The sequence below is a fragment of the Acinetobacter sp. YH12145 genome (assembly GCF_013418335.1).
Lineage (GTDB): Bacteria > Pseudomonadota > Gammaproteobacteria > Pseudomonadales > Moraxellaceae > Acinetobacter > Acinetobacter amyesii.
This window is the reverse complement of sequence record NZ_VPCE01000004.1, coordinates 183,926-199,806: the sequence shown is the minus strand read 5'-3', so window position 1 is coordinate 199,806 and position 15,881 is coordinate 183,926. Positions and strand designations below refer to the sequence as shown.

Genomic DNA, 15,881 nt, shown 5'->3' with positions numbered 1-15,881 from the left:
TGCTAACGTATAGCGGTTTTGTGAACTGATGATAGAAGACACATGTTGAAACAACGTACCCTGAAACGCATCGTGAAAGCGAGTGGCATCGGACTGCATAGTGGGCAAAAAGTGATGATTAACTTTGTGCCACATCATGCCGATGGGGGGATTGTGTTTCGTCGTATCGACTTAAATCCACCGATTGATATTCCAGCCGATGCTATGCTAATTCAAGAAGCATTCATGTGTTCTAACTTGGTGCAAGAAAATGCCAAGGTGGGCACAATTGAGCACATTATGAGTGCGATTGCTGGTTTAGGGATTGATAACCTGATCGTGGAAGTGTCGGCGTCTGAAGTGCCCATTATGGATGGGAGTGCCGGCCCGTTCATTTATTTGCTTATGCAAGGTGAACTACAAGAACAAAATGCACCTAAAAAATTCATAAAAATACGCAAACCTGTCGAAGCACTGATCGATGATAAACGTGCTGCCTTCCAACCGCATGATGGTTTCCAATTAAATTTTACGATTGATTTTGACCATCCTGCATTTAAGAAAGAATTTCAGTCGGCAACTATCGACTTTTCAACCGAAACTTTTGTTTATGAAGTCAGTGAAGCGCGGACTTTTGGCTTTATGAAAGATTTGGATTACCTCAAAGCCAATAATTTGGCTTTAGGGGCAAGTCTCGAAAATGCCATTGGCGTAGATGATAATGGTGTGGTCAATGAAGAAGGTTTACGCTTCTCAGATGAGTTTGTTCGTCACAAAATATTAGATGCCGTGGGTGATTTATATTTGCTCGGTCATCAAATTATTGCGAAATATGATGCCTATAAGTCAGGTCATGCATTAAATAATCAGTTATTACGCAATGTCAAAAGTGATCCAGACAGCTATGAAATTGTAACATTTGATGACATTAAAGATTGCCCAATTAGTTATGTGAATGTGACATAAGTCATTGTCTTATAATAGTGATGTTATATTGTATCATTTGTAAGTGTTAAGTCTGTCACATTCTGAATATTCAAATTTATCTGTTACAACTCGGTGGTTACTTTTTATTGCTTGCCAAACGCAGCATTGCTTGGCTAAGCTTAGGGTCGCTCACAAAGTCAGCAGCATTACGGAGTAAATCCTGAGTTTCTGTACTGAGGGTTCTTGAAATTTTTTCAGGGGAATGGGGCGTTGGAGACGGAGTTCTCAGACGAACTTGAATCTTGTGTAAATCCTTGAATTCGTATATTTGTGATAACTGTGCAATATATTGCTTTTGTAAATAGGCCAACTGACTTATCAGTGCCTGATTTTCTCCAGTTAATATAAGTACACCGTTTATATAACAAACGACTTGCCATTGATCCGGTTGGGGCAATAGCGGTTGGACAATTTTCGTAAGCTTCTGCCATGCAGCAACTTGCGTTGAGAGAAACGAAAAGTTTCCTGTTTTTATGTGTTTTCTTGTTGGTTGAAAGACGTTGACAGGTTCTGACATACATATTTCCTACATGTTTATGTCTTAATCTTATGCGCTCCTTTTGGCTGATATCAAGGACGAAATCACACAAGGAACAAAAGAGAACAGTTTATAGAGGTTTTTTATGCATTTACGACGTATTTTATTGGCGTTTTCATTGGCTGCTTCGGCCGCTTCAGTCGCTTTTGCAGATTTAGTTGAATTAAATCAAGCAGACTCATCATCAGATCGTATTGAACAGTTAACTCGCACTTTGTCTCAAGGTGCTTACTCTGAAAGCAATGATATTGATATTCCAGCAGAAACGAAGTTGAATGTTAAAATTCGTGAAAAATCAATTGAACTCAACAATGCTACAATCGCAAAAAAATACGGTTCAAGCAATTCCTCTAAAAACTATTCAGCAAGTTCAAATAATCCATATTCATGGTTAATTGCCCACCCACTTCCAGACATGAAGCGTGTAAGTTCAAACTATGGTGGCCGTACCATGGGTGGCCGTGCGGAGAATCATTCAGGTTTAGATCTTTCTGCGGCTAGTGGCACACCTATTTATGCAACGGGTCCAGGCATTGTAACAAAGTCAGGTTGGGGCACAGGTTATGGTCAATATGTTGAAATTAACCATGGTAATGGTTACCTGACACGTTATGCACATGCATCACGCTTAATTGCACGTGTAGGCGACCGTGTTGCTGCGGGTGAGCATATTGCTAACGTTGGTTGTACTGGTCGTTGTACTGGCCCACATTTGCATTACGAAGTAGTGAAAGATGGTCAACGTAAAAACCCATCAACGTATTTAGCGATGTTGCCATAAGCACATATAACATCGGTATACGAAGCCATTGTCTGAACCTCTACAGACAATGGCTTTTTTATTTATCGCTAATAACTATAAAATTATCACTCTAAAAAATATTGTCTGTATGAAATATGGCGAAAATTGACCCAAAAATGTAAATTTGTGTAATTGTTAATCAATAAGTATTTAGTAAATAAATAATAGAGCTATTTCGTATTCATCTGTAGCGATAACTGAGCCTAGCCAAAATATGGTACTAATAGAGCCATATATTTAGCACATAGGATAGGTGAAGTATGGCGTTTTATGGCGATACAGATGCGCAAGAAACCCAAGAATGGCAGGACGCATTTGATTCAGTTTTACAGCACATGGGAACTGACCGCGCTGCATTTTTGCTTGAAAAACTCTATCAACAAGCGATTGCTAAGCACGTTCCCATTCAGCGACTAAATACTCCTTACTTAAATACCATTTCAGTTGAAGAACAGCCGCCTATGCCAGGTGATTCGGATATGGAGCGCCGTATTCGTGCGCTGATCCGCTGGAATGCCTTAGCGATGGTACTGCGTGCCAATAAAACAGGTGATGACTTAGGTGGTCACTTGGCAAGTTTTGCATCATCTGCAACTTTATATGACGTGGGCTTTAACCACTTCTTCCGTGCCAATAGCGACAGCTTTGGCGGTGACATGATCTATTATCAAGGTCACTGTGCACCGGGTATCTATGCACGTTCGTTCTTAGAAGGTCGTTTGACTGAAGAGCACTTAAATAATTTCCGTCGTGAAGTTGGCGGTAAAGGTTTGCCTTCATACCCACATCCATATTTGATGCCAGATTATTGGCAATTCCCAACCGTATCGATGGGTCTAGGTCCAATCATGTCGATCTATCAAGCACACATTCAAAAGTACTTGATGAATCGTGGCCTGATCAAAGAAGAAAATCGTAAAGTTTGGGCTTACCTCGGTGATGGTGAAATGGATGAACCTGAAAGTACAGGTGCCATTTCACTTGCAGGTCGTGAAAAGCTCGACAATCTGATTTGGGTCGTGAACTGTAACTTACAGCGTCTTGATGGCCCAGTTCGTGGTAATGGTAAAATTATTCAAGAACTTGAATCATTGTTCCGTGGTGCAGGCTGGCGCGTAATTAAGGTGGTTTGGGGTCGTCATTGGGATCCGCTACTGGCAAAAGATGATTCAGGTGCCTTAAAAGCGGTGATGGAAGAAGCGGTCGATGGTGACTTCCAGCGTTATCAAGTGAAAGGCGGTGCGTATACGCGTGCACATTTCTTTGGTAAGTATCCTGAAGCTGAAGAGTTGGTGCGCAACTTAAGCGATGAAGATATTGATAACCTGAACCGTGGTGGTCATGACCCATTCAAAGTGTATGCGGCTTATGCCGAAGCGATGAAGGAAACGGGTCAGCCAACAGTTATCTTGGCAAAAACAGTCAAAGGTTATGGTTTGTCGGAAGAGATTGAAGCAGTCAACAAGACGCATCAAATCAAGAAAATGCAGCTTGAGTCGTTGAAATACGTGCGTAACCGTTTCAACTTGCCATTTACCGATGAACAGCTTGAAGAAGTGCCATTCTATCGTCCGAGCGAAAACTCACCTGAATTGAAATACATGAAGGCGCGTCGTGAGGCATTGGGTGGTTATTTACCTGCACGTCGTAAAGAAAGCGAGCAGCTGGCGATTCCTGAATTGTCTGTGTTTGATGCGGTACTCAAAGGCAGTGGCGGTAAAGAGCAATCGACGACCATGTTGATGGTGCGTTTGATTTCATCATTATTGAAAGAAAAAGCCATTAAAGACCGTGTCGTGCCAATCGTGCCAGATGAAGCGCGTACTTTTGGTTTGGAAGGTATGTTTCGTCAGTTGGGAATCTATGCTGCGCATGGTCAAAAATATACCCCTGAAGACCAAGAACAGTTGATGCACTATCGTGAAGCCAAAGATGGTCACATGTTACAAGAAGGGATTAACGAAGCGGGTGCGATGAGTGCTTGGGCTGCGTTAGGAACCAGTTATTCAACCAATAACTTGCCAATGATTCCGATGTATATGTACTACTCGATGTTCGGTTTCCAGCGTATTGGCGATATTGCATGGGCTGCAGGTGATGCACAGGCGCAAGGTTTCTTGCTCGGTGCAACTGCGGGTCGTACAACACTGAACGGTGAAGGTTTACAGCACCAAGATGGTCATTCACATATCTTGGCAAATACGATTCCAAACTGTATTTCTTATGACCCATGTTTTGGTTATGAGCTAGCAGTGATCGTACATGATGGTTTAAAACGCATGTACGTGAACCAAGAGCGCGTGTTCTATTACTTAACAGTAATGAATGAAAACTACGAACATCCAGCTATTCCTGAAGGTGCTGAAGAAGGCATTAAACGTGGTATGTATCTCTTCGAAGAAGATGAGAAAGCAACGGTTCAGTTGATGGGTTCAGGTGTGATTCTGCGTGAAGTGATTAAAGCGGCGAAAATCCTTCGTGATGAATATCAAATTCATTCAAATGTGTGGAGCGTCACTAGCTTTAACGAATTAGCTCGTGATGGTATGGCGTGTGAAGAATACAACCGCCTACATCCATTGGCTGAAGATACGAAAGAAGCTTGGATCTCTCAATTACTTCGTGAAAAAGACGGTATTGTGGTATCGGCAACCGATCACATGCGTGCTTATAGCGAACAAATCCGTGCTTATCTTCCAGACAATCGTCCATTCGTTGCATTAGGCACAGATGGTTATGGTCGTTCAGATACACGTGGCAACTTACGTAGCTATTTTGGTGTTGATGCCGCACATATTGTGGTAGCAACATTGAAAAAACTCGCGGATGAAGGCGAAGTTGATGCGCGTTTAGTCAAAGATGCCATCTCAAGCTTTGAACTAGATACTGACCGTCCAGTGGCATGGGCTCCGCAGGAAACGCCGGAACTGCATGCTGTGGCTGACTACAAAGAGGAGAACTAATCATGCAAATTACGACTCCTGATATTGGTGTAGATAAAGCAACGGTCGCTGAGATTTTAGTGAAAGTCGGCGACAGCATTAGCGTCGATGACAGCATTGTGTTGTTAGAGTCTGATAAAGCCTCTGTTGAAGTACCAAGCACTTCGGCAGGCGTGGTGAAAAGCATTGCAGTCAATCTGGGTGACAGTGTTGCTGAAGGTGCTGTGCTGATCGAGTTGGAAGCAGAAGATCAAAGTGCTGCTACCGCTGAGCCAGTACAAAATGCAACTGAAGACCAAGCAGCAGAACCAATACCGGTTGTGGAAGCAGAACAAGCTGCAGCAGCACCTGTTGCAGCCAATGCTCCTCAGTCGCAAAGCATCGATGTGCAAGTTCCTGATATTGGCGTAGAGAAAGCTACGGTAAGTGAGATTTTGGTCTCTGTTGGTGATGAAATTGATGTCGATCAAAGTATTATCGTGGTGGAATCAGACAAAGCGACAGTCGAAGTCCCAAGTACTGTATCAGGCCGTGTTGAATCGATCACAATCAGTGCTGGCGATGTAGTGAAAGAAGGTGTAGTGATTTTAACGGTGAAAACGGCGGCTTCATATGCTGCGGTTGAATCGGCTGCTGTGCAAGAAACTGCACAGCCTGTTGCTGAACCTGTTGTAGAGTCAGCATCTGTACCTTCTACAGCTACAGCGTCTGGACCTGTAGAAATTGCAGTGCCTGACTTAGGTGTTGATAAAGCAGCAGTGGCTGAAATTTTAGTCGCTGTGGGTGATGTGGTTGAAAAAGACCAAAGCATCATCGTGGTGGAATCAGACAAAGCAACGGTAGAAGTGCCAAGCTCTACAGCTGGTAAAATCACCGCGATTCATGTTCAGTTAGGGCAAAGTGTCTCTGAAGGCGTCGCTTTAGTGACGATTGAAGCCGAAGGTCAAGCTGTTGCAGCACCCGCGCCAGCAGCGAAACCTGCACCAGCTGTAGCACAGCCTGCGACAGTTGCTCCAAAAGCTGAAAGCAAAGTTGAAGCAGCAGCACCGCAACCACAAGGCGCAGATAAGCTCACCAAAGAGCAAAATGCTGCCAATGCCAAAGTGTATGCAGGTCCGGCCGTTCGTAAGCTTGCACGTGAATTGGGTGTGGTTTTAGCAGAAGTCAAAGCATCTGGTCCGCATGAGCGTTTAATGAAAGAAGATTTATTCGCTTATGTGAAAACCCGTTTGACCACTCCGCAAGCTGCACCAGCAGCGCAAGCTGTGGCACAGGTTTCAGGTTTGCCGAAGTTGCCAAGTTTTGATGCTTTTGGTGGTGTCGAAGAGAAAGTTTTGACACGTTTACAACAAGTGTCGATTCCGCAATTGTCTTTAAACAACTTTATCCCGCAAGTGACGCAGTTCGATGCAGCGGATATTACTGATCTTGAAGCTTGGCGTAATGATTTAAAAGCTAACTTTAAGAAAGAAGGTATTGGCTTAACCATTATGGCTTTCATCATCAAAGCAGTGGCTTATTTGTTGAAAGAAGAGCGTGAATTTGCAGGTCATTTGTCTGATGATGGCAAGTCAGTATTGTTACGTAATGAAATCCATATGGGGATTGCCGTTGCAACGCCTGATGGTTTGACCGTGCCTGTACTGCGTAATCCAGATCAAAAATCGATTAAGCAGATTGCAATTGAGCTGGGTGAACTGAGTCAAAAAGCACGTGACAAAAAACTATCGCCAAAAGATCTACAAGGTGCGAATTTTACCATTACCAGTTTGGGTTCAATTGGTGGCACGGCATTTACACCGTTGGTCAACTGGCCACAGGTGGCGATTTTGGGTATTTCACCTGCAACCATGCAGCCAGTATGGAATGGTGAAAGCTTTGATCCACGTTTGATGCTGCCGCTGTCATTGTCATACGATCACCGTGTAATTAATGGAGCGGATGCTGCACGTTTTGCCAATAAACTGACGAAGCTGCTCAAAGATATCCGAACTTTATTGATCTAATCTGACCTGTTTAAGTTTCAAAATGAACCCTGCTTTGGCAGGGTTTTTTTATGGCGTGGTGGTGGTGGACTGACAAAGCCAATCAGGAAGTTCAATGGGTGAAGGGTAGAGCTTTAATGCCGAGTTTGCGTTGAGGTTATAGGTGAGTGGAAGCGTACGATGTGGTTGCGCCGTCGACCAAAGCTTATGTCGTAAATGTTCAAAGCGTTGGAAGTCTTTTAAAAATAAACCCCAAAACTTTTCATAATGCCCCAGTTCTTGCACATGTTGATGTTGATACGCATGTGTTTGGCCCTGTTGGTGCTGGAAGTCATAGCCCATCAGCCAAATACGCTGCGGTTGAAAGAGATGTGCGAGTGAATAGGCTTGAAGGCCGCAATTATTACCATACACAAAGTACGGTGAATGAAATAACTCCGCTTGCGTATCGATGCGCACGGTTTTAAGGTTAATCACTTCATGTTCAGGATATGGGCGGTTGTGACCTAAACCACATCCGCTAATGATGTCACCTTGAAAGGATGCATTAAGCATGGGGTGGTACTGCAACCACCATGCATAGTCTGAATGATGGGCAATTTGAGCCAGAGGAAGTTGAAGAAAACTTTGATTACAGCAAATGATTAGCAGCTTTTTTGAAGGGTGAATGGTGGTTAAGTCGAAATTGAGCTGAGATGGACCACCTGCAATGATTAATACATCCTGCACATGTATATAGTGTTGAATAAATTCTTGAAATTTTTGATTATTGTTTTGCATATCAAATTGAGTCATCGAAAATTAAAATTGCGAAAACATGCATTCCTCGCTAGAATAGCATTACTTCATTGGGGAGTAGCCGCTTTTTACGCAAAGTAAAAAGGTGATGGTCAACATATTTGCTCTAAAACGAGCATGGTCATCATAGCAAAGAACCAAATGAGCTCTTCGTAGCTTTCTTTTGTTGGCAAGACCTTTGATTTATCACTCTGCACATTGGCTAGCAGGAGGGATAAGTCATCGGTATATGTTATTGCTAGCCAGAGAAATGCACCATGTTAACCGCTTTCTTCATTTCCCTTGCTGTTGTTGCCCTGTCAGAAATGGGCGATAAAACACAATTACTTGCCTTACTGCTTGCTGCACGTTTTCGTAAACCCGTTCCGATCTTAATTGCAATTTTCCTCGCGACTGTGGTGAACCACGGGGTTTCTGCTGTGTTGGGTCAATGGATTACCACTGTTTTAAGTCCAATCGTTTTATTGTGGATCGTTTCTCTGGGCTTTATTGCTATGGCGGTGTGGATGTTGATCCCCGATCAATTGGATGATGAATCTGAAAGTATCAATAAGTGGCAAAAATATGGGGTTTTCGGCGCCACTTTCGTTTTGTTCTTCTTGGCTGAAATTGGAGATAAAACCCAAATTGCTACAGTTGCACTGGCAGCACGATTTGACAGTATTGGCTGGGTGACATTGGGGACGACACTAGGCATCATGTTGGTTAATGCGCCTGCGGTATTTATTGGCAACAAACTAGCTGAAAAACTACCGATTTCACTGATTCATAAAATTGGCGCCCTAGTATTCTTGGTGATTGGTTTGGCTGCCTTGGCACAACACTATTTATTTTAAATAATGATCTCACCATATTAAAAATACATGAAATCCTGAGTTAAAAACTCAGGATTATTTGCCAATAAATGAGACCCAATTCACTGATATTTCAGATAATATTGACTGAATATTTATTGTAAGTTTCCCTAAATAAATATATGTTATTCACCTATAGAATATATATTTTTTGATAAAAAATTTGGGGAATGGGAATGGCTTTCGAACGCACAACATCACAGGTACTTTATGATGATGGAAAGCATAAATGTATTAGCTTTACCAGCTTGGTAAAAGGCGAGGGCGTACAGGCGAACCAGTTCCTGATTTTGGATAATGAGCGCGCAGCGGTGCTCGATCCGGGTGGTGACTTGACCTATGTCCCACTGACTATGGAACTGAATAAATATACCCGTTTGACCAATCTTGACTATGTGATGGCCTCGCATCAGGACCCTGACATTATTACTTCGATGCCACGTTGGTTGGTTTATACCGACGCCAAAGTGGTGGCATCTAAACTGTGGGCGCGTTTCTTACCACATTTAAACTCTGCATTTATGAGTGACCGCATGAAAGGCAACTGGTTGGATCGTCTGATCGAACTGCCAGATCATGGGCAGGTGATTCCATTAGGCAACAGCCATTTGGTGGCTGTTCCTGCACACTTCCTACATTCGGTTGGTAACTTCCAATTTTATGACCCGATTGCCAAAATTTTATTCTCAGGGGATATGGGGGCATCTATGGTGGACGACGCCTCTAAACCTTTAGAAAATTTTGCCGCTCATATTCCTAAAATGAAAGGCTTCCATCAGCGCTATATGTGTTCGAACAAAGTGATCCGTCTGTGGGTCAACATGGTACGGACGATGGATGTGGAAATGATCGTACCGCAGCACGGGACGCCATTTATTGGTAAAGAACAGATCAACCAATTCTTAGATTGGATCGAAACCTTACAATGTGGTGTCGATTTAATGGATGAGACAGTTTTTACTTGCCCAGTATAATGACTTGAAAATTTCAAAAAATAATTGAGTTTCCAGATAACATTTTTTAATATTTTTCGTCCATAAAATAAGCTTTTAGATGACGAGAATAGATAAAAATGTTGTCTCAAATACCGACTCAGGATGCATGTTTAAGGTGTGGAGCATGTTGTGCCCACTATCGCGTTTCTTTTTATTGGGCAGAAGGGCTAAATATGCCTGAACATTATACGGAACCTGTGACATCGGTGTATTCATGTATGGTGGGTACGAATCAGGCAAATCCACGTTGTATTGCTTTAGGTGGAGAAGTAGGCAAACAGGTGAGTTGTAACATGTATGAGGCACGTAGTTCATCTTGTAAAGAAGTTCAAATCGCCGATGAGCAATGTAATAAAGCACGCATCGCGCATCAAATGATTCCATTGATCAGTATTCCACTGCATGATGCTGAAAATGACGAAGATTTCGATCAAGTCAGTTAAGGCTTTATTTCCAGAATAAATTTATTGAAATCTAAGAGGTAGAGTCTTCGGATTCTGCCTGTATTGCACTGGATGCTGACCAACCCCCAGAGTATTCTTGCTGAAAACAGCATATTCGATGGTAAATATTGAAAACTCCGTAAAGAATTGCCGCAATTAAAATGAAAATTGAACGGAAATTTGTATATAATGGCTCACGGAAATTACCAGCGAGACTGTTATGTTGACCATCGTTCAAGAAGCCCTAACCTTTGATGATGTCTTATTACTCCCTGCCTATTCTACTGTTCTCCCAAAAGATGTCTCTCTTAAGACACGTTTCACACGTGGCATCAATTTGAATATTCCACTTGTTTCTGCTGCGATGGATACTGTGACTGAATCACGTATGGCGATTGCAATGGCGCAAAACGGTGGTATCGGTATCCTGCATAAAAACATGGATATTGCTGCACAAGCTGCAGAAGTTCGCCGCGTGAAAAAATTTGAAGCAGGTATGGTGAAAGACCCAATTACCGTTACACCAGAAACGACTGTACGTGAGCTGATTGCTTTAACTCAAGCAAATAACATCAGCGGTGTACCAGTGGTGAAAGACGGTCAAGTGGTGGGTATTGTTACTGGTCGTGACACTCGTTTTGAAACCAATCTTGAGCAACCTGTTAGTAACATCATGACAGGCCATGATCGTTTGGTGACTGTTCGTGAAAACGAATCAAAAGAAAATATCCAAGCATTACTTCAAAAACACCGTATTGAAAAAGTCCTTGTTGTAAATGACAACAACGAACTGAAAGGTTTAATCACGGTTACTGATTTCCGTAAAGCTGAAAACTATCCAAACAGTTGCAAAGATGACTTAGGTCGTTTACGCGTTGGTGCTGCAGTTGGTACAGGTGCAGAAACACCAAGCCGTGTAGAAGCATTGGTGGAAGCGGGTGTTGATGCGATTGTTGTTGATACAGCACATGGTCACTCTGCAGGTGTAATTGAACGTGTACGTTGGGTTAAAGCCAACTATCCACAAGTTCAAGTGATTGGCGGTAACATCGCGACTGGTGATGCAGCACTTGCATTATTAGATGCTGGCGCAGATGCAGTGAAAGTGGGTATTGGCCCAGGTTCAATCTGTACTACACGTATTGTGGCTGGTATTGGTATGCCGCAAATCTCTGCGATTGACAGCGTTGCCAATGCACTAAAAGATCAAATTCCATTGATCGCAGACGGTGGTATCCGTTTCTCTGGTGATATGGCAAAAGCGATTGGTGCAGGCGCGAGTACCATCATGGTAGGTTCATTAATGGCGGGTACTGAAGAAGCACCGGGCGAAGTTGAATTCTTCCAAGGTCGTTACTACAAAGCGTATCGTGGTATGGGTTCATTGGGTGCGATGGCAGGTGCAACAGGTTCTGCTGACCGTTATTTCCAAGACTCAAAAGCAGGCGCTGAAAAACTTGTACCAGAAGGTATTGAAGGTCGCGTACCGTACAAAGGTCCAATGGGTAACATCGTTCATCAAATGATGGGTGGTTTACGTTCATCTATGGGCTATACCGGTTCTGCGGTGATCGATGACTTACGTAAAAATGCACAGTTTGTCAAAATTACTGCGGCAGGTATGTCTGAATCTCACGTACATGACGTGACTATTACTAAAGAAGCACCAAACTACCGTGTTGGTTGATATTTAGTAGTTTTAGCCGAAAAGGCCGTCATTAATATGACGGCCTTTTTGTTTTTGGTGTAAAGTATTTGCAGTAAAAAGTGATGATTAAGATCACCATTAAGAAGTGAGTACAACATGAGTTATTTTGGTACAGATGGCATTCGTGGCAAATTCGGTGAATTGCCTATTACCCCTGAATTTGCATTAAAACTAGGATTTGCCGCAGGTAAAGTATTAAAACAATACAGTAAAAAAGCAAAGCCCATCGTTGTACTAGGTAAAGATACCCGATTATCGGGCTATATTTTAGAGTCAGCATTACAAGCCGGTTTAAACGCAGCAGGTGTTTATGTTCATTTGTTGGGTCCATTACCTACACCCGCAATTGCCCATTTAACCCGTGCATTACATGCCAGCTTAGGCATCGTGATCTCGGCGTCGCATAATCCGTATTTTGACAATGGTATTAAGTTCTTCTCGAGCGAAGGTAAAAAATTGCCGGATGAAATTCAAGAAGCCATAAACAAAGAACTTGAAAATGACTTGGTGATCGAAGACCCTGCAAACTTAGGTAAAAGTGTGCGTGTAAAAGATGCCAATGGTCGTTATATCGAGTTTTGTAAATCAACCTTCCCGTACCATTTTGACCTGACAGGCTTAAAAATTGTGGTGGACTGTGCCAATGGTGCAGCCTATAGCGTTGGTCCTTCGGTGTATCGTGAACTGGGTGCAAAAGTGATTGCGCTGTTTAACGAACCAGATGGTTTAAACATCAATAAAGACTGTGGTTCGACGCATCCTGAGTTTTTACAAAAAGCCGTTGTTGAACATCAGGCGGATTTAGGGATTGCCTTTGACGGTGATGCCGACCGCGTGATTATGGTCGATAAAAACGGTCAGCAAATTACTGGTGACCATATTCTCTATATTTTAGCCACTCAAGCGAGTCAAAAGCCTGCGGGTATCGTGGGTACTGTGATGAGTAATATGGCACTTGAAATTGCTTTAGATCAAGCCAAAGTGCCATTGCTTCGTGCCAAAGTCGGTGACCGCTATGTTTTACAAGGCCTAGAAGAAAAGGGTTGGGTAACGGGTGGTGAGCCATCAGGTCATATCTTGACTTTGGACAAGAGCACCACAGGTGATGCGATCATTGCTTCACTTCAGGTATTAACGGTGATGGTTGAGCAAGGTAAAGCTTTGCATGAATTGGTGGAAGGTTTTGAGTTATTACCTAACGTCTTGGTGAATGTTCGCTTGGCTGCGATGTTTGATCCCTACGCCGTACCTGCACTGGTGAGCGAGTTTGAAAAAGCTGAAGCTCAGCTTAAAGGGCGTGGTCGCATCTTGATTCGTAAATCAGGCACAGAGCCGGTCATTCGAGTCATGGTTGAAGGTAATGACCTTGAAGAAGTCACAGCGTTAGCAAATCATTTGGCTGATGCTGTTCGTGCCAATGCAGCTTAAATCAAGAGGGGAAATTGCATGAATGATGTGATTAAGGACTTAAGTGAACTGCGTTTAACTTATCAAAAAGGTGAGTTGCATGAAGATCAGGTGAACCGTGATCCACATGAGCAGTTTTTATTATGGTTTAACCATGCCTTAGCAGCACAACTGCATGAACCCTATGCTATGTCTTTGGCTACGGCAAATGCCCAAGGTCGTCCGCACGTGCGGACGGTCTTGTTGCGCGGTGCGACCCATGCAGGTTATGACTTCTACACCAACTATGACAGTCAAAAAGGCAATGATCTGCTCGATAATCCTTATGCAGAATTATTGTTTTATTGGCAAGAGCAGGAACGTCAAATTCGGGTCAGTGGTCGTGTGGAAAAGATATCTCTCGAAGAATCGACGGATTATTACCATAAACGACCGCGTGACAGCCAAATCGCAGCACACATTAGCACTCCACAAAGTGGTGTTATCGCCAGTCGTGAAGAATTACAACAGCGATTCCAAAATTTGCATGATCAAGTGGAAAGCAAAGACGTATTGGCGAAACCTGAGTTTTGGGGTGGCTATCGTTTAGTTCCGGATTATTATGAATTTTGGCAAGGCCGTCCGAATCGTTTACATGACCGCTTGAGTTATAAACTACAGGATGGTCAATGGGTTTTACAGCGACTGATGCCATAAATGTCTAAACTTTTAATTCAACAAAGACCCCATTTGACGCGCCCTGAAGATATTCAGGGCGTTGCCCCGTTTATTGCTGATTTATTGGCACGTCGCGGGGTTTCTTCCGCACAAGAGCTGGAATTGAAGCTTAAGCACTTACATGCGCCAAACTTAAAGGGTTTAGAGCAAGCGATTGAAATAATCGATCAAGCAATTGATACTCAAAAGAAAATCGTCATTGTTGGTGATTATGATGCCGATGGTGCAACCAGTACTGCATTGATGGTCTTGGCACTGCGTGACATGGGCGCGGATGTTGAATATCTGGTTCCAGATCGTTTTAAGTATGGTTATGGCCTGACACCCGCCATTGCTGATTTGGCCTTCGTGAGCTTTACACCAGATGTGCTGATTACGGTCGATAATGGTATTTCGAGCCATGCTGGTGTAGCGCAGGCACAGGCACATGGTATGCAGGTGATCATTACCGACCATCACCTGACCACAAAGGAAACACCACAAGCAGAAGCAGTGGTAAACCCCAATCAGTTGGGATGTGAGTTTCCAAGTAAAGCCTTGGCTGGTGTGGGTGTCGCATTTTATGTGTTGGCAAATTTGGCCAGTATGCGCAAAAAAAATGCTAAATCCACAGCCAACCTCAGCCAATATTTGGACTTGGTGGCCTTAGGCACTTATGCCGATGTTGCAAGTCTAGATCTGAATAATCGGATTTTGATCGATGCTGGTTTGAAGCGGATACAGCAAGGATTATGTCGTCCAGGGATCAGTGCATTATTGGATATTGCCGGTCGTGATCCTGCACAGTTAAAAGCACAGGACTTGGGCTTTGTGGTCGGCCCACGACTCAATGCAGCTGGGCGTATGGAGACTATGGATATTGGGATTGAGTGTCTGATTGCGGCAGATTTAAGTACGGCTTATCCGATTGCGCAGCAGTTGAATCAACTCAATATTGAAAGACGCCAAGTCGAAGGGCAGATTAAACAGGAAGCTCTGGCTGAGTTAGAACATATTCAGCTTGATCAGGATAACTTACCTGCAGCCTTGATCATGTTTGAACAGCATTGGCATCAAGGGGTGATTGGGATTGTTGCAGGGCGTTTGAAAGAACAATTTCATAGACCTGCAATCGTCTTTGCCGCAGATGAGGATGGCGTACATATTAAAGGCTCTGCGCGTTCTATCGAAGGTATTCATATTCGAGACAGTATTGAGCGTATTGCTGAATTACATCCGCATTTGGTGAGTCATTTTGGTGGACATGCTGCCGCAGCAGGACTAACCATTCAAAAGCAGCATTTTTCTGAATTTAAAACCGCTTTTGAAGCACTCATCGCTGCGCAAGATGAAAGTTTATTTCAGGCCACTATTTGGACAGATGGCGAATTGCCCGATTCGGCCATTAATGTCGAAACCGTCGATCTTCTGCAAAATTTAAGTCCATGGGGACAAAAATTCCCTGCACCGGTCTATGAAGGCCTATTTAAAATTTTAGATTATCGTTGGTTGAAAGACCTACATTTGAAATTAAAACTTGCTTTAGATAATGGTTTAATGGTGGACGCAATTGCATTTAATGCGGCAGAAAAATATGAATTTAATCCTATGCAAGACAAAATCCGCTTGGTCTACGAACTCGATAAAAATGAATTTAGAGGAAATGTCAGTGTTCAATTGAGAGTTTTACACTTGGCTCAATAAATTCCATTTTTACAGGCAAATAAAAAACCGCTCAGAAGAGCGG

At 43.1% G+C, this 15,881-nt stretch carries 13 protein-coding genes and 1 riboswitch; of the genes, 11 read left to right on the top strand and 2 right to left on the bottom strand.

All coding sequences use genetic code 11. The features are described 5' to 3' along the window. Positions 1-42: 42 nt before the first annotated feature. A complete protein-coding gene (gene lpxC, locus FTU80_RS05340; RefSeq protein WP_078193215.1) occupies positions 43-945 on the top strand; it encodes a UDP-3-O-acyl-N-acetylglucosamine deacetylase in 903 nt (300 codons plus the stop codon). 97 nt (positions 946-1,042) lie between these two features. Here lpxC and FTU80_RS05335 read toward each other — a convergent pair whose 3' ends face one another. After that, positions 1,043-1,483, bottom strand: a complete 441-nt coding sequence (locus FTU80_RS05335; protein ID WP_111884464.1) for a DciA family protein — start codon at positions 1,481-1,483, stop codon at positions 1,043-1,045. A 106-nt stretch (positions 1,484-1,589) separates the two neighbouring features. Between FTU80_RS05335 and FTU80_RS05330 the strand changes: the two genes are divergently transcribed. The 3 genes from FTU80_RS05330 (at position 1,590) to FTU80_RS05320 (ending at position 7,254) form a co-directional block, all read left to right on the top strand. Beyond that, positions 1,590-2,285: a M23 family metallopeptidase gene (locus FTU80_RS05330; protein WP_078193213.1), complete on the top strand. Its 696-nt coding sequence runs from the start codon at positions 1,590-1,592 to the stop codon at positions 2,283-2,285. Between the two features lie 281 nt (positions 2,286-2,566). Next, positions 2,567-5,269, top strand: coding sequence for a pyruvate dehydrogenase (acetyl-transferring), homodimeric type (aceE, locus tag FTU80_RS05325; protein ID WP_078193212.1), 2,703 nt, complete (start codon positions 2,567-2,569; stop codon positions 5,267-5,269). A 2-nt stretch (positions 5,270-5,271) separates the two neighbouring features. Then, the gene (locus FTU80_RS05320; RefSeq protein WP_180084435.1) at positions 5,272-7,254 is read left to right on the top strand and encodes a 2-oxo acid dehydrogenase subunit E2; all 1,983 of its coding nucleotides are present in this window, start codon (positions 5,272-5,274) and stop codon (positions 7,252-7,254) included. A 48-nt stretch (positions 7,255-7,302) separates the two neighbouring features. Here FTU80_RS05320 and FTU80_RS05315 read toward each other — a convergent pair whose 3' ends face one another. Beyond that, entirely contained in the window at positions 7,303-8,013 is a 711-nt protein-coding gene (locus tag FTU80_RS05315; RefSeq protein WP_180084434.1) for a methyltransferase type 11, read from the bottom strand. 58 nt (positions 8,014-8,071) lie between these two features. After that, a riboswitch (yybP-ykoY riboswitch) is annotated at positions 8,072-8,214 on the top strand. A gap of 74 nt (positions 8,215-8,288) precedes the next feature. Here FTU80_RS05315 and FTU80_RS05310 point away from each other — a divergent pair. From FTU80_RS05310 to recJ, 7 genes are all read left to right on the top strand, one after another. Further along, entirely contained in the window at positions 8,289-8,867 is a 579-nt protein-coding gene (locus FTU80_RS05310; RefSeq protein ID WP_078193209.1) for a TMEM165/GDT1 family protein, read from the top strand. Between the two features lie 194 nt (positions 8,868-9,061). Beyond that, positions 9,062-9,859, top strand: coding sequence for an MBL fold metallo-hydrolase (locus tag FTU80_RS05305; protein ID WP_078190564.1), 798 nt, complete (start codon positions 9,062-9,064; stop codon positions 9,857-9,859). A gap of 98 nt (positions 9,860-9,957) precedes the next feature. Continuing rightward, complete coding sequence (locus tag FTU80_RS05300) at positions 9,958-10,323, top strand: YkgJ family cysteine cluster protein (RefSeq protein ID WP_180084433.1); 366 nt, start codon at positions 9,958-9,960, stop codon at positions 10,321-10,323. Positions 10,324-10,543: 220 nt separating this feature from the next. Further along, positions 10,544-12,010, top strand: coding sequence for an IMP dehydrogenase (gene guaB / locus FTU80_RS05295; protein ID WP_078190562.1), 1,467 nt, complete (start codon positions 10,544-10,546; stop codon positions 12,008-12,010). 117 nt (positions 12,011-12,127) lie between these two features. Further along, positions 12,128-13,459 carry a phosphoglucosamine mutase gene (gene glmM, locus FTU80_RS05290; protein ID WP_111884469.1) on the top strand — a complete coding sequence of 444 codons (1,332 nt, stop codon included), beginning with the start codon at positions 12,128-12,130 and terminating at the stop codon, positions 13,457-13,459. Between the two features lie 18 nt (positions 13,460-13,477). Next, positions 13,478-14,134 (top strand): pyridoxamine 5'-phosphate oxidase, encoded by a 657-nt coding sequence (pdxH, locus tag FTU80_RS05285; RefSeq protein WP_180084432.1) that lies wholly within the window; start codon positions 13,478-13,480, stop codon positions 14,132-14,134. Then, the gene (recJ, locus tag FTU80_RS05280; protein ID WP_180084431.1) at positions 14,135-15,838 is read left to right on the top strand and encodes a single-stranded-DNA-specific exonuclease RecJ; all 1,704 of its coding nucleotides are present in this window, start codon (positions 14,135-14,137) and stop codon (positions 15,836-15,838) included. Positions 15,839-15,881 lie beyond the last annotated feature (43 nt).